This window comes from Streptomyces sp. NPDC005863 (assembly GCF_042871345.1).
GTDB lineage: Bacteria > Actinomycetota > Actinomycetes > Streptomycetales > Streptomycetaceae > Streptomyces.
The window spans coordinates 373,291-397,318 of sequence record NZ_JBIAII010000007.1 but is presented as its reverse complement, the minus strand read 5'-3'; the positions used below and the strand labels follow the sequence as shown (position 1 = coordinate 397,318).

Here is a 24,028-nt window from a genome sequence, read left to right as displayed (position 1 = left end):
CGGAAGCCGACATTCCGGCCGCGCGGGACGCCGCGAGAGGCGCCCGCCGACGTCTTGGGGAGACAAGACTCACCCCCGTCGGCGGGTCGCCCGGCAAGAAGAGGTTAAAATCGCAGTTGACCAGCGAGGACGGGGCTCCTCGCGGGTTCTGCGCCGAGGCGCGTCCTGCGGGCGACGTACCGTATGGCCGCAGGAGCAGGTACCGTGGAAGCCCTACGGACCGGTCTCTCCGAGGAGAGTCCGTTCCAGATCATGAACGCGTGTCAAGACTCTGGGGCCGTCGAGCCCCGTATCCGAGGGGGTCGAGCCATGGGGCGCGGCCGGGCAAAGGCCAAGCAGACGAAGGTCGCCCGCCAGCTGAAGTACAGCAGCGGCGGGACTGACCTGTCGCGTCTGGCCAATGAGCTGGGCGCTTCGACTTCGCAACAGCCGCCGAATGGCGAGCCGTTCGAGGACGACGACGAGGAAGACGACCCGTACGCCCAGTACGCGGATCTGTATAACGACGACGAGGACGAGGACGAAGAGTCCGGTCCGTCGTCGCAGCGCCGCGGCGCTTGACCTCGTTGCAAACGCAGCATTTGTTGTCCACGGAGTCTTCGAACTCCTCGTGACAACCGCACTTCACCCGGTCCGGGGTGGTCACCACACCGGACCGGGTTTTGTGCTGCCTCGGGACTGGCTTCACCGACCGCCCACCGGCCTACTTCGCGTAGTCACCGATCAGGGCGGCGCCGCTCTCGTGGTCGCCGCGGTCGGTGATCTCGCCCGCGACCCAGGCGTCGACGCCGCGGTCCGCGAGGGTGGCCAGGGCCACGTCCGCCGACTCCTCGGGGACGATCGCCATCATGCCGACGCCCATGTTCAGCGTCTTCTCCAGCTCCAGGCGCTCGACCTGACCGGCCGTGCCGACCACGTCGAAGATCGCGCCGGGGGTCCAGGTCTCGCGGTCCACGATCGCGTGCAGCCCGTCCGGGATGACCCGGGCGAGGTTCGCCGCGAGGCCGCCGCCGGTGATGTGGCTGAAGGCGTGGACGTCCGTGGTGCGGGTGAGCGCCAGGCAGTCCAGGGAGTAGATCTTGGTGGGCTCCAGGAGCTCCTCGCCGAGCGTGCGGCCGAACTCCTCGACGCGGCGGTCCAGGGACCAGCCGGCGCGGTCGAAGACCACATGCCGGACGAGCGAGTACCCGTTCGAGTGAAGACCGGAGGACGCCATGGCGATCACCGCGTCACCCTTACGGATGCGATCGGGGCCGAGGAGCCGGTCGGCCTCGACCGCGCCGGTGCCGGCGCCCGCCACGTCGAAGTCGTCCGGGCCGAGCAGGCCCGGGTGCTCCGCGGTCTCGCCGCCGACGAGGGAGCAGCCGGCGAGGACGCAGCCCTCGGCGATGCCCTTGACGATGGCGGCGACCCGCTCGGGGTGGACCTTGCCGACGCAGATGTAGTCGGTCATGAAGAGCGGCTCGGCGCCGCACACGACGATGTCGTCCATGACCATCGCGACGAGGTCGTGGCCGATGGTGTCGTAGACGCCCAGCTGCCGGGCGATGTCGACCTTCGTGCCGACGCCGTCGGTCGCGGTGGCGAGCAGAGGGCGCTCGAAGCGCTTGAGGGCGGAGGCGTCGAAGAGCCCGGCGAAGCCGCCGAGGCCGCCGAGGCCCGCGACCTCGGGGCGCTGGGTCTTCTTGACCCACTCCTTCATCAGCTCGACGGCGCGGTCGCCCGCCTCGATGTCGACGCCCGCGCTTGCGTAGCTGGCACCAGTGGTCTCAGACATGACGGTGAGAACTTTCGTGTCGTACTGCGTGGGGGTCTTACGGGCGACGGATCGCGTCGGCCGCTGCCGTGGACGCCGGGCCTGCGGCCAGCTCCGTCTCCAGAAGCTGCTTGCCGAGCAGTTCGGGGTCGGGCAGGTCCATCGGGTACTCGCCGTCGAAGCAGGCGCGGCAGAGGTTCGGCTTGTCGATGGTCGTGGCCTCGATCATGCCGTCGATGGAGATGTACGAGAGGGAGTCGGCGCCCATGGAGGTGCCGATCTCCTCGATGGTCATGCCGTTGGCGATGAGCTCGGCGCGGGTCGCGAAGTCGATGCCGAAGAAGCACGGCCACTTCACGGGCGGGGACGAGATCCGGATGTGGATCTCGGCTGCGCCGGCCTCGCGGAGCATCTTGACCAGGGCGCGCTGGGTGTTGCCGCGGACGATCGAGTCGTCGACGACCACCAGGCGCTTGCCCTTGATGACTTCCTTGAGCGGGTTGAGCTTGAGACGGATGCCTAGCTGGCGGATCGTCTGCGAGGGCTGGATGAAGGTCCGGCCGACGTAGGCGTTCTTGACCAGGCCCGCGCCGAACGGGATGCCGGAGGCCTCCGCGTACCCGATCGCGGCGGGGGTGCCGGATTCCGGGGTCGCTATGACGAGGTCGGCCTCGACGGGAGCTTCCTTGGCGAGTTTCCGGCCCATCTCGACGCGCGAGAGGTAGACGTTCCGCCCGGCGATGTCGGTGTCGGGGCGCGCCAGATAGACGTACTCGAAGACACAGCCCTTGGGCTTCGCTTCCGCGAATCGGGAGGTTCGCAGTCCGTTCTCGTCGATCGCGACGAACTCGCCGGGCTCGATCTCGCGGACGAAGCTGGCGCCGCAGATGTCGAGCGCCGCGGACTCCGACGCCACGACCCAGCCGCGCTCCAGGCGGCCGAGGACCAGCGGGCGGATGCCCTGCGGGTCGCGGCCCGCGTACAGCGTGTGCTCGTCCATGAAGACGAGGGAGAAGGCGCCCTGAACCTGCGGGAGGATCTTCATGGCGGCGTCTTCGATGGTCAGCGGCTTGCCGTCGTCGTCCACCTGGCCCGCGAGGAGAGCCGTCACCAGGTCGGTGTCGTTGGTCGCGGCGACCTGGGTCGCGCGGCCGTTCTCCTTGGGGAGTTCGGCGACCAGCTCGGCGAGCTGGGCCGTGTTGACGAGGTTGCCGTTGTGCCCGAGCGCGATGGAGCCGTGCGCGGTGGCACGGAACGTCGGCTGGGCGTTCTCCCAGACGGAGGCTCCGGTGGTCGAGTAGCGGGCGTGACCGACCGCGATATGACCCTGGAGCGAGCCGAGAGAGGTTTCGTCGAAGACCTGGGACACGAGGCCCATGTCCTTGAAGACGAGGATCTGGGAGCCGTTGCTGACCGCGATTCCCGCGGATTCCTGGCCCCGATGCTGGAGGGCGTAGAGCCCGAAGTACGTGAGCTTTGCGACCTCTTCGCCCGGAGCCCAGACACCGAAGACGCCACAAGCGTCCTGGGGGCCTTTCTCGCCGGGGAGCAGATCGTGATTGAGTCGACCGTCACCACGTGGCACGTCTTCGAGTGTAGGCGAGATCGACCACTGGTCCGAATTGGGGATACGGCCCTTGTACGGACGGTGACGAACCGCCGGTGGGGCGCCCGAGTGCTAAGCCCTCGTGAACAGGCGGGCCGCTCCGTTGACACCCGGTGCGGCGCCCGGCCAGGCTCCTGGCCCATGCAGCCGCCCCCCGGTGACCTCGCGGTCCCGCTCGTGGAGCGCCGCCACGTCGACCTGGTCCGTGTCGCGAGCGCCATCTGTCGCCGCGCTGCCTGAACGCCCCCCTTTTCTCCCCTGCTTTCCCCTCTTCCCCTTTTCTCCGGGTGCGGGCCGCCGCCTGCCGTGCCGCCGCGCCCCGTTCAGGAGCGCCCTGTGTCTTCGTACGGATCCCAGCTGTCCCGGCGTGCCTTCGGCGGCGTCGTCGGGGCCTCGGCCACCGCCGCCGCCGTCGGGCTGCCCGCCACCGAGGCGCGCGCCGACGACGAGGAGCGGCCGTTCCGGGCCGCCGCGCCCCGGCGGGCCAAGCGGCCGAACATCCTCTTCATCCTCGGCGACGACCTCGGCTGGGCCGACCTCTCCTCCTATGGGGCGCCGCACATCAAGACCCCGAACCTGGACCGGCTCGCCCGCCAGGGCGTGCGGTTCACGGACGCCTACGCCGGCTCGTCGACCTGCTCGCCCACCCGCTTCAGCCTGTACACGGGCCGCTACCCCGGGCGTACGAAGGGCGGGCTCGCCGAACCGATAGCCGACCGGTCGGTGGGGCTCGACCCGGACCACCCCACGCTCGCCTCGCTGCTGCGCGACGCCGGGTACGCGACCGCCCTGATCGGCAAGTGGCACTGCGGCTACCTGCCCGACCACTCCCCCACGAAGTCCGGCTGGGACGAGTTCTTCGGCAACTTCGGCGGGGCCTTGGAGTACTACTCGAAGCTGGGGCTCGGCGGGGAGTACGACCTCTTCGAGGGCGCGGTCAAGGAGGGTGACGCCGAGTACAAGGACCTGCGGTACTACACGCGGATCCTCACCGAGCGCGCCGGTGACTACATCCGGCGCGCACACGACCGGCCGTGGCTGCTCAACCTCAACTTCACCACCCCGCACTGGCCGTGGATCGCGGACGGCGACGAGGAGGAGAGCGCGGAGATCGTCCGCAGGATCAAGGCGGGGCAGGAGGGGGCGCTGTGGCACCAGGACGGCGGCTCGGTGGCGAAGTACACGGAGATGGTCGAGGACCTGGACCGCTCGGTCGGGCAGGTGCTGGGCGCGCTGCGGCGGTCCGGTCAGGAGCGGGACACCCTGGTGTTCTTCGCCTCCGACAACGGCGGCGAGCGCTTCTCGTACAACTGGCCGCTGTCCGGCAACAAGGGGTCGCTGAAGGAAGGCGGGATCCGGGTGCCGACCCTCGTGCGGTGGCCGGCGCGGATCGACGGCGGGCAGGTCAGCCACGAGCCCGTCTACACGCCGGACTGGACGGCGACCCTCCTGGAGCTCGCCGGGGCGCGCCCGGACCCCGCGCACCCGCTGGACGGCACGAGCCTCGCCCCGTATCTGCTGCGGGGCGCGGAGCTCGCCGAGCGTGAGCTCTTCTGGCGGGTGCGCGGGGAGCGGGCGCTGCGGCGCGGGAAGTGGAAGTACTACCGCGGCAAGGGCGGCCCTGACCAGCTGTTCGACCTCGCGGCCGACCGGCGCGAGCAGGCCGACCGGTCGGCGGACGAGCCGGAGCTCCTCGCCGGACTGAAGACGGCGTGGGAGCGGACGGAGGGGGAGCTGCTGCCCTATCCACAAGGGTGAGACGGAGGGTCCCCCGCGGTCACTTCTTCGCGTCCTTGGTGGTCTTCGCGTCCTTCGTGGCCGCGTTCGCGCTGATCACCGTGCCGTCGGCGGCCGTGAGCTTCAGGGTGTTCTGCTGGACCTCGTACCGCGCCTTGCCGTCGAAGAGCTTCAGGAGTTTGCGCTCGGTCTTCATCGGCTCGCCGGGGCACATCTTGCGGGTGGTCGTGGGCGGGCCGAAGGTGATGCGGCCGTTTTCCACCTCGGCCTTGGCCGTGACGGTGTTGCAGCCGAGGTTGCCGCGCACCTTGCCGTCCTCGCCGAAGGTCAGATGGACCTTGCCGTCCATCTCCTTCGGCAGGGCCGCGGCCGTGCCGCCGTCGCCGACGGCGCTGACCTGCCACCGGGTGCCGGTCAGCGGGGCATTGGGCTCCGCGGGCTTGGACGTGAAGTTCACGCGGTCTCCCTTCGGCGTGCTGAGCGTCATCCTGCCGTCGGCGACCTTCGCGGTGAACTTGCCCTCGCCGAGGGCGTGGACGAGGTCCTTCTCGAAGTTCATGCGGCCGTCGTCCATGCAGGCCCGCTTGGTCATCCGGGGCGTGCCGAAGTCGAGGGTGTCGCCCTTGACGGACACGTCGGAGCCGAACGCGTTGCAGCCGTAGCTGCCGCCGGCCTTCCCGTCCTTGCCGATCTTGAGGTAGGCGCCCGCCGGGGCGTCCTGCTCCTTGCCGCCCAGGGTGAGGCTGTCGACGTGCCAGCGCACGCCGGTCAGGCCCGGCTCGCTCCGCACGGAACGGCCGCCGGAGTCGCCGTCGGATGCGCCGTCGGAGCCGGCCCCGGACTCGGTGCCGCATGCGGTGAGCAGCAGTCCGGCGGAGGCCAGTGCGGTCAGGGTGAGGGTCAGACGTTGCGTGTGCATGACGATGTGACGGGACAAGTGGGGGTCCCGGTTCCATCGGGCCCCGGAGGCGTCGACGCCGCGCCTCACCGCCCCGCACCGCATCGCGGCCGTGCCCGCACCACCCCCGCACCGCTAGCCCATGATCGGCAGCAGCCCCGAGAGGTCCGCCCGTTCCCCGCTCGCGCTCACCTTCGCCGTCTCGCGCGCCGTCGCCCAGTCCATGCGCCCGGTCGCGAGGCGGATCCAGGTGAGCGGATCGGTCTCGACGACGTTGGGCGGGGTGCCGCGGGTGTGCCGGGGGCCCTCGACGCACTGCACGACCGCGTAGGGCGGGACGCGCACCTCGGTCGAGGCGCCGGGCGCCTTCACGGCGAGGGCGTCCGCGAGCAGCCGGGTGCAGGCGGCCAGTGCCTGACGGTCGTACGGGACGTCGAGGCCCGGCACCGCGTCGTTCAAGTCGTCGGTGTGGACGATGAGTTCGACGGTACGGGTGACCATGAAGTCGGCCAGGGTCATGGCGCCGAAGCGGGACGGCACCAGGCGCGCGTCCGGCGCGGAGGGCAGCGACTCCTCGATGCCGGCGAGGGTGCGGGCGAAGAGCGTGCCGAGGTCGGTGCCGGCGGCCTCGGCGATCTCCCGGGTGTCCCGGTCGACCTGCCCGGCCGCGGTGACCGTGGCGAACGGCCAGTCCATGAGCGGGACTTCGTGCCGGGCGGGCTCCGGCAGGGCGAGGTGGCGGTGGACGGTGGCGAGCACCATCGCGAGGTGCGCGGCCAGTTCGCGGACCGTCCAGTCGCCGAGCCGGGTGGGCCGGGCGAGCTGCTCGGGCGTGAGGCCGGCGACCGCTTCCCGTACGGCGCCGAACTGGGTGAGCACGGCGGTGCGGATCTTGGTGGAATCGTACGCGCGCATGCGCTTCTTGGCCGGTGGCATGGGGCCGACCCTAAAGCCTCGACGGACCCGCCTGTGCGTTGCCGGGGTATCCCTGAAGTCCCTTTTCGACCAGGTCGAAGGCGCGGGCCGCCAGCGCCGCGCAGTCGTCGGCCATGGCGTCGACGCTGTCGCCGGCGACGAGCCTGCGGTGGTTCTCCAGGATGACCGCGTCCCGCGCCGCGGTGAGCTGGTGGGCGGCGATGCCCGCCATCAGCCGGTCGCCGGTCTCCTCGGCGAGCGCGTCGGCGAGGAGCTCGGTGCTGCGCATCTGGAAGATCATCGCGCGGCGGGCCAACGCAGGGGTGTCGCCGATGAGTTGGCGCAGCTGGAGCAGGCGCGGATCGCCGGAGAGCCCGATGGAGGGGTCGCGTTCGGCGATCTTGGCCAGGAACTGGCGGCGGACCGCGGCGACCGCGGACTCGCCGGGCGCACGGTGGCGCACGGCGTCGGCGGGGTCCCCGACGTGGTCCTCCATGGGGCGCAGGAGCACGTCCTCCTTGGTGCCGAAGTAGTTGAAGACGGTCATCTTCGAGACCTCGGCGGCGGCGGCGATCTCCGCGACGGAGACCTTGTCGTACCCGCGCTCCAGGAAGAGGTCGAGCGCGGTCCGCCAGATCCGCATCGCGGTCTGCCGCTTCTTGCGCTCGCGCAGCCCCAGGGTTTCCTCAGCCATGTCCGTACTGTACCAGGATGAAGTTTTGCCCGAGCTGAAATATTGACTCAGTACATTTTCACGGGCAGGGTGAGGCCATGACCGTGACCCCCGCCGTCGCATCCGACGCGTCCGACGCGCCTCCCGCCCCGCTCCTGACCGAGGGGCGGCGCAAGGTCGCCCTCGTCGTCTGTCTCGCCACGATCGTGCTCGCCGTCCTCGACCTGCAGATCGTCTCCGCCGCGACCGTGCCGATCGTCCGCGACCTCGACCCCGTCCACGGCGTCGACGCGATCCCCTGGCTGGTCAGCGCCTACGCCCTGGCCGGCGCCGCGATGCTCCCGCTGTACGGCAAACTCTGCGACGTGCTCGGCGCCGAACGGATCTTCGTCGCCGCCGTCACCGTCTTCCTGATCGGCTCCGCGCTCTGCGGCGCCGCCCAGTCGATGCCCCAGCTCATCGCGGCCCGCGCCGCGCAGGGCGTCGGGGGCGGCGGCCTGATGAGCGTCACGATGGTGGTGCTCGCCCAGCTCAAGGGCCCCGACGGCAGGTCCACGAAGAGCGGCAGCTTCGGCGGCGTCGTCGCGGGCGGCGGCATGGCGCTCGGCCCGTGGCTCGGCGGCCTCCTCGCCGACCACGCGAACTGGCGCTGGATCTTCTACGTCAACCTGCCCGTCGGCATCGCGGTCCTCGCCGCGTCCGCCGTCGTCCTGCGGCTGCCGCGCCGCCCCGCCGTGCGCCGCGCCGTCGACTACCCGGGCGCCGCGCTCGCCGCCGCCTTCTCCGTGGCGCTGCTCCTGGTCACCGACTGGGGCGGCAAGACGTACGCCTGGTCCTCGCCCGTCGTCGTCGGCCTGCTCGCCGCGACCGCGGCCACCCTCGCGCTGTTCCTGTGGCGGCAGTCCAGGGCCGCCGAACCGGTCCTTCCGCTCTCCCTGTTCCGCATCCCGCAGCTGCGCCGGGGCTTCGCCATCCAGGGCCTGACCGGCGCCGCCATGATGTGCGTCATCTATTACGTGCTGGTCTACCTGCAGATCGCCCGGGGCGTGTCCAGCTCGTCGGCCGGGCTCTATCTGCTGCCGATGGCCGCCGGCATGACCGCCGTCGGACTGCTCTCGGGCCGCCTCGCCGCGCGCGGCTGGTCCGCGCGGACGTTCACCGTCAGCGGCACGGCGACCGCCGCCGTGGCCTTCGGGCTCCTCGCGACCGTGGGCCCGGACACCTCGCTCTGGCTGATCCGCGCCGAACTCCTGCTGGCCGGGGCCGGGTTCGGCCAGCTGATCGGACAGCTCATCCAGCTCGCCCAGGACTCCGCCCCGCCCCACCAGCTGGGCGTCGCGACGACGGGCATCCGCTTCTTCCAGACCCTCGGGAACGCGATCGGCACCGCCCTGTTCGGCACGGTCCTGCTCCGCCTGTACGCGGCAAACGGCCCCGGCGGCGACATCGGCGCACTGCCCGGCCTGACCGGGAGCGCCCACGCCGCCGCCGTACGGGCCTACGTCGACGCCACCGACACCGTGTTCCTGTGCGGCGCCGGGGTCATGCTGCTCGGGACCGCTCTCGCGCTGCGGCTTCCCCGGCAACGGTGAACACCTCGCCGCTCGCGGGCACCCCGACCCCGCGCCAGGTGAAGGGCACGCCCCGCGCGGTGTCCAGGTCGGGGCCGTCCATCAGCTGGAAGTGCAGGTGCGGTTCGGTGGAGTTGCCGGAGTTCCCGCAGTGGCCGATCCGCTGCCCAGCGACGACCTTGTCTCCCGCCCGTACCGCGAGCGAGCCCTGCCGGACATGGGCGTACACGGCGTGTGTGCCCTCGTCGCCGAGGTCGAGGACCACGTGGTTGCCGACGACGCGGCGGGGCCCGCCGACGGTCCGCCCGACGCTCTCGACCAGCCAGAAGTACAGCACCCCGAGGAGGGAGCTGCGGCTGAGGTGGTCGCGCTGGCGGTCCTCGGCGTGCACGACCGTGGCGTCGGCCACCGCGTACAGCGGCGCCCCGAACGCCGGGTACGCCTCGCCGCGCCGGGCGACGGGCCAGAACCAGACGGGGACGGGCCGGGCGGGACCCTCCGCGGGCTCGGCCGTGATGTCGATGGCGTAGCTCTGCCCGAAGTTGTGCGTGCCGTGGCTCGGCACCTTGTCGGCGGGGCTGTTGAGCGCGGACCAGCGGCCGGTGACCGGCGGCTCGACCTCGACCGGGGTCCGGGGCGCGCGGTCGATGCGGCGGCGGGCGGCGCGGGAGTTCACGAGGCCGATGGCGATCGCGCCGAGCGCGGGCAGCCAGCTCACCCAGTAGCCGTACGGCAGGTCCGTGACGAACCTGACGACGATCTGGACGAAGAAGACCACCCACAGCGCGTGCTGGGCCACTGCGGCGAGCTTGCGGCGTCCTTCTGACATGACTTCCCCCTCGTACGACGGTGATCAGGCAACGGTGATCGGACAACGGCGATCAAGTGACGGTGATCAGGTGACGGGACGCGCGGCCGTGAGCACCACGAGCAGCGGCACCACCCGTCCTGCCGGGACCTCGTACCGCCCGCGCTCGGTGGTGTGCAGCCAGCCGGCGGCGGTCAGTTGGCGCAGGTGGTGGTAGATCTGGCCGGTGGTGCCGACGTCGTCGAGCGCGGCCAGTTCGGCGGCGGTGCGCAGACCGCCGAGGATCTCCCGCAGCAGCCGCAGCCGTACGGGATGGCCGAGCGCGGCGAACGACTCGGCGGCGTCCGACCACTCGCCCTCGAACAGGGCCTCCGTGAGCTGCCCGTACTGCCAGTCGTACCGATGTCCCGTCGGCACCCGCACCGAGCCGGTGAACAGGACGGCGCCGTCGGCCTCCTCGGTCACCGGGTGCCGGGCCTTCAGGGCGTCGAGGGCCCAGAAGTCGCCCTCGCCCACGGCGGGCGCGACCGGACCCGCGCCCTCCAGCTCCGCCATGCGCCGTTCGAGCTCGGCGACGCGCTCTTCCAGATCCATGAGTGCGAGATTACGTAATTACGTAATCCCATGCAAGCCCGCTGCCCCACCGGCGCCCGGGAACGCCGAAGCCCCCGCCCGGACCAGGTCCGAACGGGGGCCGCGACGGTGAATCGTCAGGCGAAGAGCCCGGGGATCGTCTCCTCGTGCGCCGAGCGCAACTCGCTCAGCGGCAGCGTGAACTCGCCCTGTACGTCGACGGCGTCACCGTCGACCACACCGATGCGGCGCACCGGCAGCCCCCGCGCCCCGCACATGTCGGTGAAGCGCAGCTCCTCGCTCCGCGGCACGGCGACGACCGCGCGCCCCGCCGACTCGGAGAAGAGGAAGGTGAACGCGTCCAGACCGTCCGGGACGACCAGGCGCGCGCCCTTACCGCCGCGCAGGCAGGACTCGGTGACGGCCTGCACGAGGCCGCCGTCGGACAGGTCGTGCGCGGCGTCGATCATGCCGTCGCGCGAGGCCGAGATGAGGATCTCGGCGAGCAGCTTCTCGCGCGCCAGGTCGACTTCGGGCGGCAGCCCGCCGAGGTGCCCGTGGACCACCTGCGACCAGGCAGAACCGCCGAACTCCTCGCGCGTGTCACCGAGCAGGTAGAGGAGCTGGCCCTCTTCCTTGAACGCCATCGGCGTGCGCCGCGCGACGTCGTCGATCACACCGAGCACGGCGACGACCGGCGTCGGGTGGATCGCCGCCTCACCGGTCTGGTTGTAGAGCGAGACGTTGCCGCCCGTGACCGGGGTGCCCAGCTCCAGGCAGCCGTCCGCGAGGCCGCGGATGGCCTCGGCGAACTGCCACATGACGTCCGGGTCCTCGGGCGAACCGAAGTTCAGGCAGTCGGAGATGGCGAGCGGCTTGGCGCCGGACGCGGCGACGTTGCGGTACGACTCGGCGAGCGCGAGCTGCGCCCCCTTGTACGGGTCGAGCTTCGCGAACCGGCCGTTGCCGTCGGTGGCGATGGCGACGCCGAGCCCCGTCTCCTCGTTGATCCGGATCATCCCGGAGTCCTCGGGCTGCGCGAGCACGGTGTTGCCCTGCACGAAACGGTCGTACTGGTCGGTGACCCAGGACTTGGCGGCCTGGTTCGGCGCGGCGACCAGCTTGAGGACCTGCTCGCGCAGCTCGGCCGAGCCGGCCGGGCGGGCCAGCTTGTTCGCGTCGTCGGCCTGGAGGGCGTCCTGCCAGGACGGGCGGGCGTACGGGCGCTCGTAGACCGGGCCGTCGTGCGCGACCGTGCGCGGGTCGACGTCGACGATCTTCTCGCCGTGCCAGAAGATCTCCAGACGGTCGCCGTCGGTGACCTCGCCGACGACGGTGGCGATGACGTCCCACTTCTCGCAGATCGCGAGGAAGCGCTCGACCTTCTCCGGCTCGACCACCGCGCACATGCGCTCCTGCGACTCACTCATGAGGATCTCCTCAGGGGTGAGCGTGGAGTCGCGCAGCGGCACGTCGTCCAGCTCGACGCGCATGCCGCCGGAGCCGTTGGACGCCAACTCGCTGGTGGCGCAGGAGAGTCCGGCGGCGCCCAGGTCCTGGATGCCGACGACGAGCTTCTCGGCGAAGGCCTCCAGGGTGCACTCGATGAGGAGCTTCTCCTGGAAGGGGTCGCCGACCTGGACGGCGGGACGCTTCGACGGCTTTGTGTCGTCGAAGGTCTCGGAGGCCAGGATGGAGGCGCCGCCGATGCCGTCGCCGCCGGTCCTCGCCCCGTACAGGATGACCTTGTTGCCGGGCCCGGACGCCTTGGCGAGGTGGATGTCCTCGTGCCGCATCACGCCGATGGCACCGGCGTTGACCAGCGGGTTGCCCTGGTAGCAGGCGTCGAAGACGAGCTCGCCGCCGATGTTGGGCAGGCCAAGGCAGTTGCCGTAGCCGCCGATGCCCGCGACGACGCCGGGCAGGACGCGCTTGGTGTCGGGGTGGTCGGCCGCGCCCATCCGCAGCGGGTCCACGACCGCGACCGGGCGGGCGCCCATCGCGATGATGTCGCGCACGATGCCGCCGACGCCGGTGGCCGCGCCCTGGTAGGGCTCGACGTAGGAGGGGTGGTTGTGCGACTCGACCTTGAAGGTGACCGCGTAGCCCTGGCCGACGTCGACGACGCCGGCGTTCTCGCCGATGCCGACGAGCATCGCGTCGTTCTCGGGGACCTTCTCGCCGAACTGCTTCAGGTGGACCTTGCTGCTCTTGTACGAGCAGTGCTCGGACCACATGACGGAGTACATCGCGAGCTCGGCGCCGGTCGGGCGGCGGCCGAGGATCTCGCGGACGCGCTCGTACTCGTCCTCCTTCAGGCCCAGTTCGGCCCAGGGGAGCTTGACGTCGGGCGTCTCGGCCGCGTGCTTGACGGTGTCCAGAGTCATGCGTTGACCAGCTTCTTCAGGATCGAGGTGAAGAATCCCAGGCCGTCGGTGCGGCCGGTCCCGATCAGCGGCTCGACCGCGTGCTCGGGGTGCGGCATGAGGCCGACGACGTTGCCCGCCTCGTTGGTGATGCCGGCGATGTCACGGAGCGAACCGTTGGGGTTGCCGTCGAGGTAGCGGAAGGCGACGCGGCCCTCGGCCTCCAGCATGTCCAGGGTCCGCTCGTCGGCGGTGTACTGCCCGTCGATGTTCTTCAGCGGGATGAGGATCTCCTGACCGGCCGTGTAGTCGGCGGTCCAGGCGGTCGATCCGTTCTCCACCCGCAGCTTCTGCTCGCGGCAGACGAAGTGCAGGTGGTTGTTGCGCAGCATCGCGCCGGGCAGCAGGTGCGTCTCGGTGAGCACCTGGAAGCCGTTGCAGATGCCGAGGACCGGCATTCCGGCCTTCGCCTGCTCGATGACGGACTCCATCACCGGGGAGAAACGCGAGATGGCGCCGGCCCGCAGATAGTCGCCGTAGGAGAACCCGCCGGGCAGCACCACCGCGTCGACCTGCTTGAGATCCTTGTCCTTGTGCCACAGCGGCACGGCTTCGGCGCCGGCGACGCGGACGGCGCGCTGGGTGTCGCGGTCGTCGAGGGTTCCCGGGAAAGTGACGACTCCAATTCGAGCAGTCACTTCGCGGCCTCCTCGGCCTTCTCCGTCTTCGGGGCTTCTTCGACCTTTACGACGAAGTCCTCGATCACGGTGTTGGCGAGGAAGGTTTCCGCCAACTCGTGGATACGGGCGAGGGCGGGGGCGTCGACCGGCCCCGCCACCTCGAGTTCGAAGCGCTTTCCCTGACGTACGTCGGAGATGCCCTGGAAACCGAGGCGCGGCAGTGCACGCTGCACCGCCTGGCCCTGGGGGTCGAGGATCTCCGGCTTGAGCATGACGTCGACTACGACGCGTGCCACTGGCACTCCCGGTGTGTGGTGCTGGCGTGTGCTGCCGCAAGGCGCTGAGCAGGTTCCTTCAGACTACCGGCACAAAATTTCTACTCGCGTAGATTCGTAGCAACCTACGAGATGACGGTCACGTTCCGGCACTCGAACCGGTTTCGAAGCGAGAACCTTCACGATGAATCCATGAAAGATCACGCCTCGTCATTGGAGCCTGACACGCGGAGGTATTAGGACAGGCTTCACAATGCATTGCCGGGCACTGTACAAAGGAAATGGCAATAGTCGATACTTTGGCCAAAACATCCGTGCAGTCGGCATCACCGCATGTCAGGCGGTAGAGCCGCGCGAAGGGACCGATATTCGTGGCGCAACGTGTCGTGGTCACTCTCTTTGACGACATCGACGGCGGGGAAGCGGCGGAAACGGTCGCGTTCGGTCTTGACGGAACGTCGTACGAGATCGACCTCAGCCAAACCAATGCGAAGAAACTGCGCACGGCCCTCGCCCCCTACCTGGAGGCGGCCCGCAAGCAGTCCAGGTCCGGGATCGCATTCCGGCACACGGCGATCTCCCCCGACCCGTCGGCGGTCCGCGCCTGGGCCCGGTCGCACCAGATGAACGTCCCGCCCCGCGGCCGCATCCCGAAGCGGGTCTACGAGGCCTTCGAGGCCGCCAACTGACCCCGCAGGACGCGCCGCCCGCGCCCCCCGCGGCAACCGACTTGCGCTGCACCCCTCCCGGTCGGCTAAAGTCTGGAGCACGCCGAGGGGCGCGGCCGAAGGGCCGGACCTCACGGAGTCTTGCGGGTGTAGTTCAGTAGTAGAACATCCCCCTTCCAGGGGGAAGGCGCAGTGTGCAATTCCTGTCACCCGCTCTGCATCGCTCACGGACCGGTCTTCCGGTTGCGGTATGCTGATGCACGCGCCGGTCAGTGAGAGCTGGTCGGAGGCAATGCGAACGTAGCTCAGTTGGTAGAGCGCAACCTTGCCAAGGTTGAGGTCGCGAGTTCGAACCTCGTCGTTCGCTCCAGATGAGAGGCCCCGGTCGATTCGACCGGGGCCTTCTTCATGTTCCCGCGTACCGCGAGCGAGGTGCCCGCGTATCGCGAACGCGCCTTCTGACATTTGTCATGCGGGCCGGTGACACCGCGCACTGCCGACGCCCCCGCGGCCCGGCGACGCTGGAGACATGACGGACCAAGTGATCGACGTGAGCGATCTCCGGCGCGTGTACGGGGGCGGTTTTGAAGCGGTACGAGGGGTCTCCTTCTCCGTGGGGCAGGGCGAGCTCTTCGCGCTGCTCGGCACCAACGGAGCCGGCAAGACGTCCACCGTGGAACTCCTCGAAGGACTCGCGGCGCCCGCCGGCGGCCGGGTGCGGGTGCTCGGACACGACCCGTACACCGAACGGGCCGCGGTGCGCCCGCGCATCGGCGTGATGCTCCAAGAGGGCGGCTTTCCCGCCGAGTTGACCGTGGCGGAGACCGTACGGATGTGGGCGGGCTGCACCAGCGGGGCGCGGCCCGCCGCCGAGGCCCTGGAGGCCGTCGGGATGGGCAGGCGGGCCGGCGTCCGCGTGAAGCAGCTCTCCGGCGGCGAGAAGCGGCGGCTCGACCTCGCGCTGGCCCTCATCGGCCGCCCCGAGGTGCTCTTCCTCGACGAACCCACCACCGGACTCGACGCCGAAGGGCGCCGCGAGACCTGGGAGTTGGTCAGGGAACTGCGCGACAACGGCACGACCGTCCTGCTCACCACGCACTACCTCGAAGAGGCCGAGGAGCTCGCCGACCGGCTCGCGATCCTGCACGAGGGCCGCATCGCCGCCGAGGGACGCGTCGCCGACGTCGTCGCCGCCCAGCCCTCGCACGTCTCCTTCGAACTGCCCGAGGGCTACCTCCCCGGCGACCTGCCGCCGCTCGCCGCACTCGGCGTGAGCGGACACGAGGTCACCGGCCGCCGCATCCGGATGCGCACCGGCGAACTGCAGCGCACCGCCACGGAACTGCTGCTGTGGGCCAGGGACGCACGCGTCGAACTGACCGGGCTCGACGTACGGGCGGCCTCCCTGGAGGAGGCGTTCCTGCGCATCGCCCGCGACGCGGAGCACGGCACCGGCGAGAAGGAGATGAAGGAGATGGCGGCATGAGCACCCTCACGGCGACCACCCCGGAGCGGACCACCCCCACTCCAACCTTGACCACCCCGGCCCGGCGGATGCGGGCGCTGGCCCGCGCCGAGCTCACACTGCTCCTGCGCAGCAAGGGAACGCTGTTCGCGGCGCTGTTCGTGCCGTTCATCATCCCCGTCACCATGAAGCAGACCGCCACCGACATGGACCTGGAAGGCACCGGGCTCGACGTCGGGACCGTCGTACTGCCGGCCGCCCTCGGCTTCTCCCTGCTCTTCGCCGTCTACTCCGCGCTGACCGCCGTCTACACCGCACGGCGCGAGGAGCTCGTCCTGAAGCGGCTGCGCACCGGCGAGCTGCGCGACCCGGAGATCCTCGCGGGTGCCGCGCTGCCGTCGGTCTCCATCGGCGTCGTGCAGTGCCTGATCCTCGCCGGGGGCTGCGCCGTGCTCCTGGACGCCGGCGCCCCGAGCGCGCCCCATCTCGTCGTCCTCGGCGTCCTCATGGGCCTCGTCATGTTCACCGCGCTGGCCGCCGTCACCGCGAGCTTCAGCCGGTCGACCGAGTCCGCGCAGGTCATGAGCCTGCCGCTGATCTTCGTGTCGATGCTCGGGTCCGGGCTCTTCGTCCCGCTCGAGGTCATGCCCGACAAGCTGGCCTCCGTCTGCGAGCTGCTCCCGCTCTCCTCCGTCATCGAACTCATCCGGGGCGGCTGGGCCGGCAACCTCTCCGCGGGGGACGCGTTCGGCGCCCTCGGCACGGCGGTGGCCTGGACCCTGCTCGCGGTGTTTGCTGTACGACGATGGTTCCGCTGGGAACCGCGCCACTGAGGAGGTACCGGGTGCTACTCGGCCGCGTACGGGCCTGGCAGCGTGGCTGGCACGGCCGCAGCAAGATCGAGAAGGTCGAGTTCCAGAGCCTCGCCAGCTGGCATGCGCTGCCCTGGATCTTCTACCTCAGCTGGAGCTCCCTGCCGCTGGGCCTGAGCCTGCGCCCCGGCGTCACGGCCCACGTACTCGGCTGGACGCTGATCGTCCTGGGCGCGGTCCAGTGCGTGCACGCCAACCGCACGATGCGGCGCTCGCTCGACCACTTCCTGAAGCGGCGCGCGATGCCGCGCCGCGACCTGGGCGTGGCCATCGCCCTGATGACCGTCGCCTATGGCGTGGCGATCGGCCTGCAGGCCACCGACAGCGTCAAGGAGGGCCTGCTCTCCCTCACCGCCATGTACCTGATGATCCCGTTCGGGCAGGCGCTGGCCTTCGCGGTGCCGATCCGGACGTATCTGATCCGCATCGCGGTCCTCGACGTGCTGATCGTCGCCGGGTTCACCGCCGCGGGCGTGCGCGACGGCCGGCTCCTCGCGCTCGCCGGGTTCATCGTCTTCGGCGGCGTCCTCACCCTGTTCGCCTCGCGCTGCGGGGCCTGGACGCTCTCCGTGATGTGGGAGGCCGACCGGGCCCGCGAGGTCGAGGCGCGGCTCGCGGTCGCCGAGGAGCGGCTGCGGTTCGGGCGGGACCTGCACGACGTGATGGGGCGCAATCTCGCCGTCATCGCCCTCAAGAGCGAGCTCGCCGTGCAGCTCGCCCGGCGCGGCAGGGACGAGGCGGTGGACCAGATGGTCGAGGTGCAGCGCATCGCCCAGGAGTCGCAGCGGGAGGTACGGGAAGTGGTGCGCGGCTACCGCGAGATCGACCTCGGCGTGGAACTCACCGGCGCGCAGGGCGTCCTGGAGGCGGCCGGGATCCGCTGCCGGGTGACCGGCTCTGCGACCGGGCTGCCCGCCGCCGTCCAGTCGGCCCTCGGCTGGGTCGTGCGCGAGGCGGCCACCAACGTGCTGCGCCACGGGGACGCCCGGCGGTGCGACATCACCCTCGCGGCGGCCGACGGGCACACGAGGCTGGTCGTCGAGAACGACGGGGTGACCGAGGCCCCGGCCCGCGACGGCACGGCGGAAGGGGACCCGCCCCGCCACCGCGGCACCGGCCTCGCCGGACTCCGGGAACGCCTCGCCGCGGTCGGCGGGACGCTGGAGTGGACGTCCGCCGACGGCTCCTTCCGGCTCCGCGCCGAGGTGCCGCCGCAGCGCTCCGACCGCGCCGCCCTTCGGGAACCCGCAGACCCTGCCGAGGAAGAAGCCCTGCTGTGAGCCTTCGTGTGCTGCTCGCCGACGACGAGCACCTCATCCGGGGCGCGCTCGCCGCCCTGCTCGCCCTGGAGGACGACCTGGCCGTCGTCGCCGAGGCCGCCTCGGGTCCTGAGGCGCTGGCCATGGCACGGGCCCACCGGCCCGACGTCGCCGTGCTCGATCTGCAGATGCCGGGCGCCGACGGTGTGAGTGTCGCCACAACCCTGCGGGACGAACTCCCGCACTGCCGGACCATGATCGTGACGAGTCACGGCAGACCGGGACATCTCAAGCGGGCCCTCGCGGTCGGGGTGCGCGGCTTCGTGCCGAAGACCGTGAGCGCCCAGCGGCTCGCCGAGATCATCCGCACCGTGCACGCCGGAAACCGTTACGTGGACCCGGAGTTGGCCGCCGACGCGATCTCCGCCGGGGACTCCCCGCTGACCGCCCGCGAGGCCGAGGTCCTCGAACTCGCCGCCGACGGAGCACCCGTCGCGGAGATCGCGGAACGCGCCGCACTGTCGCAGGGGACCGTCCGCAACTACCTCTCGTCGGCGGCCACCAAGATCGGGGCGGAGAACCGGCACGCGGCGGTGCGTCTCGCCCGCGAGCGAGGTTGGGTATAGTTGGCCTCGCGCTTCGGCGCAGCGCGGACGTAGCTCAGTTGGTAGAGCGCAACCTTGCCAAGGTTGAGGTCGCCAGTTCGAACCTGGTCGTCCGCTCCGCAGAGAAAGGCCCCGGTCCACTGGACCGGGGCCTTTCTCGTGTCCCCGCCGATGCGGGGCGGTGGCTGCCGGGTGGCTACCAGGGCGTGCCGGTGAGCCGCTCGTACGCCTCGATGTACTTGGCGCGGGTGGCGTCCACCACGTCCTGCGGCAGGGCCGGCGGCGGCTGCTCGCTCCTGCGGTCCCAGCCCGAGGCCGGCGAGGTCAGCCAGTCCCGCACGAACTGCTTGTCGAACGAGGGCTGGGCGCGGCCCGGCTCCCACTGGTCGGCCGGCCAGAAGCGCGACGAGTCGGGGGTGAGGACCTCGTCGGCGAGGATCAGCGTCTCGCCCTCGAAGCCGAACTCGAACTTGGTGTCCGCGAGGACCAGGCCGCGCTCGCGCGCGACGTCCCTGGCCCGGCCGTAGACGGCGAGGGTCGTCTGGCGCAGCTGCGCCGCGGTCTCCGCGCCGACCTGGCGGGCGACCTCCTCGTACGACACGTTCTCGTCGTGCTCGCCGACGGCGGCCTTCGTGGCGGGGGTGAAGATCGGCGCGGGCAGCTCCGAGCCGTCGACCAGGCCCTCGGGCAGGGCGAGACCGCAGACGGTGCGGGTCTCCTCGTACTCCACGAGGCCCGAACCGGTCAGGTAGCCGCGGGCCACGCACTCGACCGGGACCATCTGCAGGGGCTTGCAGATGAGGGTGCGGCCCTCCCAGTCGGCGGGTGCGCCCGGCGGCAGCTCCGCGGAGACGACGTGGTTCGGCACGAGGTCGGCGAGCTGGTCGAACCACCACAGGGAGAGCTGGGTGAGGACGCGGCCCTTGTCGGGGATCTCCGTGGGGAGCACCCAGTCATAGGCGGACAGGCGGTCGCTGGCGACCATGACGAGCTCGCCCGCCTCGTTCCGGTACAGCTCGCGCACCTTGCCGGTGTGGAGGTGGACAAGGCCCGGGACCTCAAGAGGCTCGGGCTTTTCTACGAATCCGGACACGGTTCCCTCCCGTGGTTCTGGCCAAGTGAGGTCGATTCTCCCGCATGGGGCGTGCGGTTTTGGCCAGTGGTCGGGCGCGCGGCCGCGGGCAGGCGCCCGGCGCCGGGTGCGGACGGGGGTCGGTCGCGCTTGCGGACGGGGCTCAGTCGCGCTTGCAGATGCGGTCGAGGAGGTTGGCCGTGGCCCGCTGGATGCGGGGGTCGACGTGGCCGGGGCGGTCGAGCGCAGGGGACCAGGCGAAGGTGCCGGACGCGAAGACGAGGGCGCCGGAGGGGGCGCGGTAGAGGGACGACTCCTGGTGGCGGGTGACGCCCTCGGTGTCCTCGTACGGCGAGTGGGCGAGGAGGATGCGGCCCTGGTGCTCGGGGAGCGCGGTCCGCGGGAAGTAGCGGTCGGCCTCGCCCGCGACGAGGCCGTCGATCTCGTCGCCGTCGTGCGCCCCGGTGGCCTCCCACAGCCAGTGGTCGGCGTTGCGGACGACGAGGGGGCGCGGCTCGGGGACGCGCCCCGCGTACTGGATGCCGAGCAGCTGCTGTTCGGCCCCCTTGCCGCCGTCCCGCTCGCGCCAGAGGGCCGGACGGCCGGGGCCGCGCCGCTTGCGGCAGGTGAGCAGCCGGTCCGCGACGCCGGACGGGGAGGGGCCCAACTCCACCTGCCAGTACATGGTGTTGGCGGAGAGGAAGACCAGCGAGGTGCCGTGCTCGCGGGCCCGCTCGGTGGTGCGGCGCATGGTCGTGGACCAGTACTCGTCGTGGCCGGGGAAGACCAGGCCGCGGTACCGGGTGGGGTCGATGCGGCCGGCGTGCAGGTCGCGGGCGTCCGCGTACGCGAGGTCGTAGCCGTACCGCTCGGCCCAGCGGATGAAGTCGTAGGCGTGGCCCACGTGCAGCGGGAGGCCCGCGCCCGCGTACGGCCGGTCGAAGGAGACCGTGACGGCGGCCTCGCTCTCGCCGAGGAGGCCGCCCTCCTCGTCCCACGCGTGGTAGAGGCTGGCGCCCGTGCGGCCGTCCTCCGGGTAGAGGTTGTACGCCTGCCAGGTGACGTCCGGCAGGAGCAGCAGGAGGTCGGCGCGGCGGTCGTCGCGGACGGTGAAGGGGACGTGCGAGCGGTATCCGTCGGCGGTGGTGAGGACCGCCACGTACGCCCCGATGCTCCAGTAGGCGGGGATCTGCAGGCGCCAGGAGAGCCACCAGTGGTGGCAGGAGACGGTGCGGTCGGCGGTGAGCGGGGGCGGCTGGACGATGCCGGAGAGGCGCGGGCTCGTGGTGATCTTCGATGCGCCGTCGCCGCCGTAGTGCCCGATGCGGTAGATGTCGACGCTGAACTGCTGGGGCGGGTCGACGGTGACGTGGAAGTCGATCGCCTCGCCCGGGGCCGCAGCGCCGGTGGAGGTGAACCCCTTGATCTGGCGGTGCACGTCGTCGGCGTTGCGGGGGCCGCCGGTGCGGGGCGCGGGGATGTTCGCTCCGGGGGCCGGGGCGTGGTCGACGTACCAGGGCACGACGTGCCCGGTGTCGTCGAAGTAGTGCTCGGCTCCGCGGAGCCAGGGCAGCGGGCCCTGGCCGAAAGGGTCCGACACGGCGTGGGCGAGCGCGCCCGATTCCCAGCGGCGGATCGGCTCCGACCTCATCTCTGCCATCTCTGCCCCTCCCTCGCTCCCCCTGGCGTGCCGCCCGGTGGTGCGTGGTGGTCCGGCGGCCGGTTCCCAGCACATCACATTACGCAGGCACGCCGTCACCGTTCGTCGCGAATTGATGTGAACGGAGAGTGACATTCCGGACGCCGGGGCGGAAGGCGGCACGCGGGGTGGGTCGCTGTGGTGCGGGGCGGGACGCTTTGGTGCGGGGCGGGGCGCCCTAGTGCGGTCGACGGTTGCCCCCTCCCGGGGGCGGGGCGGGGGCGGTGCTCGGGGTCAGACGAGGCGGACCGGTTTCTCCGGGCGGATGCCCAGGCGGGCGAGCCAGTCCCGCAGCGGGGACGGGTCGCCGTCCTCGACGAGGCTCCGGACGCGCGGCGCGAGGTCCGCCGCGCGCTCGCCGCCGACCAGCAGGGCGGGGCCGTCGAGCCAGTCGAGGCCCGGAGCGGCTCCCGCGGTGTCCACCGCGGCGCAGCACACCATCGCCGTGACGTGGTCGGCCAGCAGCTCACGGCCCGTACGGGGTGGCTGGAGCGGGAAGAGGGGCAGGGCGCCGTCGTCCCAGAGGGCCTCGTCGGGGCCCTGGCCGGTGGGCGCGGGGCGGGGCGGGGTGGCGGCCTCCTCGCGGGCCAGCTCGGCGGTCAGGCCGGCGGCGAGCCGACCGCCACGGCTCTCTTCGTCGGCGTCGTCGTCGGCGTCGGGGTCGGCGTTGGCGTTGGCGGTGTCGGCGTACGTGTCGGGGTCGGTGTCGTCGGCGGTGCCTTCCACGTCGACGGCAGCGGTGTCGCGGGCCTCGTCGGTTACGTCGGTCAAGTCGGCGTCAGTCTCCGGGGCATCGTGGGCCTCGTACGCCCCGCCCCCCTCACGGGCCTCGTACGCCCCACTACCCGCACGGGTCTCGTGGACCTCAGCCGCCCGTGCCGCGTCGGCCCCGCCCACCGGCCCGTCGCTCCACGCCCCATCACTCTCCGTAACGCCCGGGGGAGCCGTCGCGAGGTGGTCCAGGACGCGGCCGAGGGTCGGTCCTTCCGGGTCGGGGGCCGTCGGGTCGGCGGAGTGGCTGACGCCGAGGGAGTCCAGGACGCGGTGCAGCCGGGCGGCGTCGATGCGCCATTTCCGGTCGACGACCTCGTCCGGATAATCCTGCCAGGCCACCGGCGCCCAGTCCGGGCTCGCCTCCGCAGGGCCGCCGTGGAAGAGGCGGGCGGCGAGCAGGGACGCCGCCTCGTCGACCGAACCGGGCTCCTCCAGAAGGTCACAGGCGGGGCGCTCGCCCAGGCGCGAGGCGAAGCCCTCGGCGAGGCGGTCCCTGCGGGAGAGCTCCGTGAGCGCGGAGACCACGCCCGCGTCGAGCCGGGAGGGCCAGCGGCCCATGCGCCAGGCGGGCAGCGCGACCCGGGTGAGGAGGCGGTCCCAGCCCGCGTACGCGAGGCCGACCTGCTCCTGGGCGACGATCCGCACCCCGTAGTCCACGGCCTGGGCGCGCTCGGCGGCGGCCGCGGCGACGCCGCGCTCCATCTCGGCGGCGTGCACCCGGCAGTGCCGCAGGAGGAGCCGGGCGACCCGGCCGACGCCCCCGAGCACCACGCGCGGGATGGCGCCCCGGCCGGGGGCGGCGGCGACCGCGACGGCGGCGTCGAGCCCGCGCACGAAGCGCCGGGCGGCGGCTATGTCGGGGTGCGCGGAGGGCCCCGTACCGGCGACGACCGGGGCGAGCACGGCCCGCAGCTCACCGACCCGCATCCACCACAGGAACGGGGAGCCGATGACGAGGACGGGAGCGGTGGAGGGCGGGGCGGCCGGGGAGCCGGCGCCCGCGGGGGCGGCGGAGGGAGCCACGGCGGGCGGCCCGTGCGCGGGGTGGGTGCGGTCCTCCAGCCAGCTGTCGCAGTCCGGGGTGAGCGCTATGGCCGAGGGCGCGGGCACGTCGAGGCGGTCGGCGAGGTCGCGCACCAGCCGGTACAGGTCGGGGGCGGACTCCTCGGCGATCGGGACGGTGGGGCTCAGCGCGGGCCTGGCCCGCGCGACGACCAGCGCCACACCGGCCGCCCCGAGCAGGACGAGCACGGCGACGCCGGTGACCACCCAGCGCGCGACGTCCCAACTCCCGCCGCCCGCGTGGCCCGTGGCCCCGGCCGCGAGCAGCACGACGGCCACGGCCGCGGGCAGCAGGGCGACGGCCAGCGCCCGGCTGCGCAGGCGCAGCACGGCGAGGGCCCGGGAGCGCGCGGCCTGCGCGCCCACCTCCACACCCGTACCTGACACGACCGATGGCACCCCCTGCTGCCTTACTGTTCGGCCGCCGGCCTGGGCCGGCGGCGCACATCAATGGCGTTGGCGTTGCTCACTCCCCCACTGTGGCACCCGCCACCGACATCGCAATGCCGGTGGTCTGTTTGGCTCTGGGGGCCTTGAACGCTTGCGCCGCACCCTAGTTGGGGCGTCCCGCCCCGTCAGCCGGATGGGCCACCGGTCACTCGATGGAATGGCTTTGGCTAAAGGTGGATGCCGAAAAGGCCCCGGATCCAGTGTCAGATCCGGGGCCTGAAGATGGCCGAAAGTCACGCGAACG

The 24,028-nt window shown here is 71.7% G+C and carries 22 protein-coding genes and 3 tRNA genes; 12 read left to right on the top strand and 13 right to left on the bottom strand.

Annotated features, from left to right (window positions below):
- The first annotated feature begins 309 nt into the window (after window positions 1–309).
- Window positions 310–561 (top strand): DUF3073 domain-containing protein, encoded by a 252-nt coding sequence (locus tag ACFYO9_RS25610; RefSeq protein ID WP_062780714.1) that lies wholly within the window; start codon window positions 310–312, stop codon window positions 559–561.
- 142 nt (window positions 562–703) lie between these two features.
- On the opposite strand, the gene purM is transcribed toward ACFYO9_RS25610, so the two are convergent.
- Together purM and purF are read right to left on the bottom strand one after the other, a co-directional pair.
- Complete coding sequence (purM, locus tag ACFYO9_RS25605; RefSeq protein WP_358779189.1) at window positions 704–1,777, bottom strand: phosphoribosylformylglycinamidine cyclo-ligase; 1,074 nt, start codon at window positions 1,775–1,777, stop codon at window positions 704–706.
- A gap of 37 nt (window positions 1,778–1,814) precedes the next feature.
- Window positions 1,815–3,341 carry an amidophosphoribosyltransferase gene (gene purF, locus ACFYO9_RS25600; protein WP_358779188.1) on the bottom strand — a complete coding sequence of 509 codons (1,527 nt, stop codon included), beginning with the start codon at window positions 3,339–3,341 and terminating at the stop codon, window positions 1,815–1,817.
- Between the two features lie 162 nt (window positions 3,342–3,503).
- Between purF and ACFYO9_RS25595 the strand changes: the two genes are divergently transcribed.
- Both ACFYO9_RS25595 and ACFYO9_RS25590 read left to right on the top strand, forming a co-directional pair.
- Complete coding sequence (locus ACFYO9_RS25595; protein WP_355814676.1) at window positions 3,504–3,602, top strand: putative leader peptide; 99 nt, start codon at window positions 3,504–3,506, stop codon at window positions 3,600–3,602.
- A 96-nt stretch (window positions 3,603–3,698) separates the two neighbouring features.
- Window positions 3,699–5,120: a sulfatase-like hydrolase/transferase gene (locus ACFYO9_RS25590; protein ID WP_358779187.1), complete on the top strand. Its 1,422-nt coding sequence runs from the start codon at window positions 3,699–3,701 to the stop codon at window positions 5,118–5,120.
- A gap of 19 nt (window positions 5,121–5,139) precedes the next feature.
- Here the strand turns inward: ACFYO9_RS25590 and ACFYO9_RS25585 are convergent, their stop codons facing one another.
- The 3 genes from ACFYO9_RS25585 to ACFYO9_RS25575 form a co-directional block, all read right to left on the bottom strand.
- On the bottom strand, window positions 5,140–6,018 hold the full coding sequence (locus ACFYO9_RS25585; protein WP_355814672.1) for an META domain-containing protein: 879 nt from the start codon (window positions 6,016–6,018) through the stop codon (window positions 5,140–5,142).
- A 114-nt stretch (window positions 6,019–6,132) separates the two neighbouring features.
- Entirely contained in the window at window positions 6,133–6,933 is an 801-nt protein-coding gene (locus tag ACFYO9_RS25580; protein WP_358779186.1) for a sterol carrier family protein, read from the bottom strand.
- A 10-nt stretch (window positions 6,934–6,943) separates the two neighbouring features.
- Complete coding sequence (locus ACFYO9_RS25575; protein ID WP_358710120.1) at window positions 6,944–7,606, bottom strand: TetR/AcrR family transcriptional regulator; 663 nt, start codon at window positions 7,604–7,606, stop codon at window positions 6,944–6,946.
- 77 nt (window positions 7,607–7,683) lie between these two features.
- Here ACFYO9_RS25575 and ACFYO9_RS25570 point away from each other — a divergent pair, with 77 nt between their 5' ends.
- Window positions 7,684–9,177 (top strand): MFS transporter, encoded by a 1,494-nt coding sequence (locus ACFYO9_RS25570; RefSeq protein ID WP_355814663.1) that lies wholly within the window; start codon window positions 7,684–7,686, stop codon window positions 9,175–9,177.
- On the opposite strand, the gene ACFYO9_RS25565 is transcribed toward ACFYO9_RS25570, so the two are convergent.
- The 5 genes from ACFYO9_RS25565 to purS form a co-directional block, all read right to left on the bottom strand.
- The gene (locus tag ACFYO9_RS25565) at window positions 9,128–9,985 is read right to left on the bottom strand and encodes a M23 family metallopeptidase (protein WP_358779185.1); all 858 of its coding nucleotides are present in this window, start codon (window positions 9,983–9,985) and stop codon (window positions 9,128–9,130) included. The genes ACFYO9_RS25570 and ACFYO9_RS25565 overlap by 50 nt on opposite strands.
- Before the next feature lie 66 nt (window positions 9,986–10,051).
- Window positions 10,052–10,558 (bottom strand): helix-turn-helix domain-containing protein, encoded by a 507-nt coding sequence (locus tag ACFYO9_RS25560; protein WP_358779184.1) that lies wholly within the window; start codon window positions 10,556–10,558, stop codon window positions 10,052–10,054.
- A gap of 116 nt (window positions 10,559–10,674) precedes the next feature.
- Window positions 10,675–12,924 (bottom strand): phosphoribosylformylglycinamidine synthase subunit PurL, encoded by a 2,250-nt coding sequence (gene purL / locus ACFYO9_RS25555; protein ID WP_358779183.1) that lies wholly within the window; start codon window positions 12,922–12,924, stop codon window positions 10,675–10,677.
- Window positions 12,921–13,601, bottom strand: coding sequence for a phosphoribosylformylglycinamidine synthase subunit PurQ (gene purQ, locus ACFYO9_RS25550; RefSeq protein WP_355814653.1), 681 nt, complete (start codon window positions 13,599–13,601; stop codon window positions 12,921–12,923). Before purQ ends, purL begins: the two co-directional genes overlap by 4 nt.
- A complete protein-coding gene (purS, locus tag ACFYO9_RS25545) occupies window positions 13,598–13,885 on the bottom strand; it encodes a phosphoribosylformylglycinamidine synthase subunit PurS (protein WP_355814650.1) in 288 nt (95 codons plus the stop codon). The genes purQ and purS overlap by 4 nt, the downstream gene beginning before the upstream one ends.
- Before the next feature lie 344 nt (window positions 13,886–14,229).
- Here purS and ACFYO9_RS25540 point away from each other — a divergent pair, with 344 nt between their 5' ends.
- The 8 genes from ACFYO9_RS25540 (at window position 14,230) to ACFYO9_RS25505 (ending at window position 18,844) form a co-directional block, all read left to right on the top strand.
- Window positions 14,230–14,547: an Lsr2 family protein gene (locus ACFYO9_RS25540; RefSeq protein WP_355814646.1), complete on the top strand. Its 318-nt coding sequence runs from the start codon at window positions 14,230–14,232 to the stop codon at window positions 14,545–14,547.
- 122 nt (window positions 14,548–14,669) lie between these two features.
- Window positions 14,670–14,741 (top strand) — tRNA-Gly (locus tag ACFYO9_RS25535).
- A gap of 79 nt (window positions 14,742–14,820) precedes the next feature.
- Window positions 14,821–14,896: transfer RNA gene (locus ACFYO9_RS25530), tRNA-Gly, on the top strand.
- 159 nt (window positions 14,897–15,055) lie between these two features.
- Window positions 15,056–16,012, top strand: coding sequence for an ABC transporter ATP-binding protein (locus ACFYO9_RS25525; RefSeq protein WP_358710113.1), 957 nt, complete (start codon window positions 15,056–15,058; stop codon window positions 16,010–16,012).
- On the top strand, window positions 16,009–16,824 hold the full coding sequence (locus tag ACFYO9_RS25520; RefSeq protein WP_358779182.1) for an ABC transporter permease: 816 nt from the start codon (window positions 16,009–16,011) through the stop codon (window positions 16,822–16,824). The genes ACFYO9_RS25525 and ACFYO9_RS25520 overlap by 4 nt, the downstream gene beginning before the upstream one ends.
- An 11-nt stretch (window positions 16,825–16,835) precedes the next feature.
- Entirely contained in the window at window positions 16,836–18,143 is a 1,308-nt protein-coding gene (locus ACFYO9_RS25515; RefSeq protein WP_358779181.1) for a histidine kinase, read from the top strand.
- Window positions 18,140–18,748 (top strand): response regulator transcription factor, encoded by a 609-nt coding sequence (locus tag ACFYO9_RS25510; protein ID WP_358710110.1) that lies wholly within the window; start codon window positions 18,140–18,142, stop codon window positions 18,746–18,748. The genes ACFYO9_RS25515 and ACFYO9_RS25510 overlap by 4 nt, the downstream gene beginning before the upstream one ends.
- Before the next feature lie 23 nt (window positions 18,749–18,771).
- Window positions 18,772–18,844: transfer RNA gene (locus ACFYO9_RS25505), tRNA-Gly, on the top strand.
- Between the two features lie 79 nt (window positions 18,845–18,923).
- Here the strand turns inward: ACFYO9_RS25505 and ACFYO9_RS25500 are convergent.
- The 3 genes from ACFYO9_RS25500 to ACFYO9_RS25490 form a co-directional block, all read right to left on the bottom strand.
- Window positions 18,924–19,820: a phosphoribosylaminoimidazolesuccinocarboxamide synthase gene (locus ACFYO9_RS25500; RefSeq protein ID WP_355814633.1), complete on the bottom strand. Its 897-nt coding sequence runs from the start codon at window positions 19,818–19,820 to the stop codon at window positions 18,924–18,926.
- Window positions 19,821–19,962: 142 nt separating this feature from the next.
- A complete protein-coding gene (locus tag ACFYO9_RS25495; RefSeq protein ID WP_355814798.1) occupies window positions 19,963–21,450 on the bottom strand; it encodes a N,N-dimethylformamidase beta subunit family domain-containing protein in 1,488 nt (495 codons plus the stop codon).
- Window positions 21,451–21,732: 282 nt separating this feature from the next.
- A complete protein-coding gene (locus ACFYO9_RS25490; RefSeq protein ID WP_358778566.1) occupies window positions 21,733–23,721 on the bottom strand; it encodes a hypothetical protein in 1,989 nt (662 codons plus the stop codon).
- Between the last annotated feature and the right edge of the window lie 307 nt (window positions 23,722–24,028).

What these genes read in the sequence shown, in the direction of transcription:
- ACFYO9_RS25610 (WP_062780714.1), top strand. Translation starts at nt 310, where the DNA reads ATGGGGCGCGGCCGGGCAAAGGCCAAGCAGACGAAGGTCGCCCGCCAG.
- purM (WP_358779189.1), bottom strand. Translation starts at nt 1,777, where the DNA reads ATGTCTGAGACCACTGGTGCCAGCTACGCAAGCGCGGGCGTCGACATC.
- ACFYO9_RS25595 (WP_355814676.1), top strand. Translation starts at nt 3,504, where the DNA reads ATGCAGCCGCCCCCCGGTGACCTCGCGGTCCCGCTCGTGGAGCGCCGC.
- ACFYO9_RS25585 (WP_355814672.1), bottom strand. Translation starts at nt 6,018, where the DNA reads ATGCACACGCAACGTCTGACCCTCACCCTGACCGCACTGGCCTCCGCC.
- ACFYO9_RS25580 (WP_358779186.1), bottom strand. Translation starts at nt 6,933, where the DNA reads ATGCCACCGGCCAAGAAGCGCATGCGCGCGTACGATTCCACCAAGATC.
- ACFYO9_RS25575 (WP_358710120.1), bottom strand. Translation starts at nt 7,606, where the DNA reads ATGGCTGAGGAAACCCTGGGGCTGCGCGAGCGCAAGAAGCGGCAGACC.
- ACFYO9_RS25570 (WP_355814663.1), top strand. Translation starts at nt 7,684, where the DNA reads ATGACCGTGACCCCCGCCGTCGCATCCGACGCGTCCGACGCGCCTCCC.
- ACFYO9_RS25565 (WP_358779185.1), bottom strand. Translation starts at nt 9,985, where the DNA reads ATGTCAGAAGGACGCCGCAAGCTCGCCGCAGTGGCCCAGCACGCGCTG.
- ACFYO9_RS25560 (WP_358779184.1), bottom strand. Translation starts at nt 10,558, where the DNA reads ATGGATCTGGAAGAGCGCGTCGCCGAGCTCGAACGGCGCATGGCGGAG.
- purL (WP_358779183.1), bottom strand. Translation starts at nt 12,924, where the DNA reads ATGACTCTGGACACCGTCAAGCACGCGGCCGAGACGCCCGACGTCAAG.
- ACFYO9_RS25525 (WP_358710113.1), top strand. Translation starts at nt 15,056, where the DNA reads ATGACGGACCAAGTGATCGACGTGAGCGATCTCCGGCGCGTGTACGGG.
- ACFYO9_RS25520 (WP_358779182.1), top strand. Translation starts at nt 16,009, where the DNA reads ATGAGCACCCTCACGGCGACCACCCCGGAGCGGACCACCCCCACTCCA.
- ACFYO9_RS25495 (WP_355814798.1), bottom strand. Translation starts at nt 21,450, where the DNA reads ATGAGGTCGGAGCCGATCCGCCGCTGGGAATCGGGCGCGCTCGCCCAC.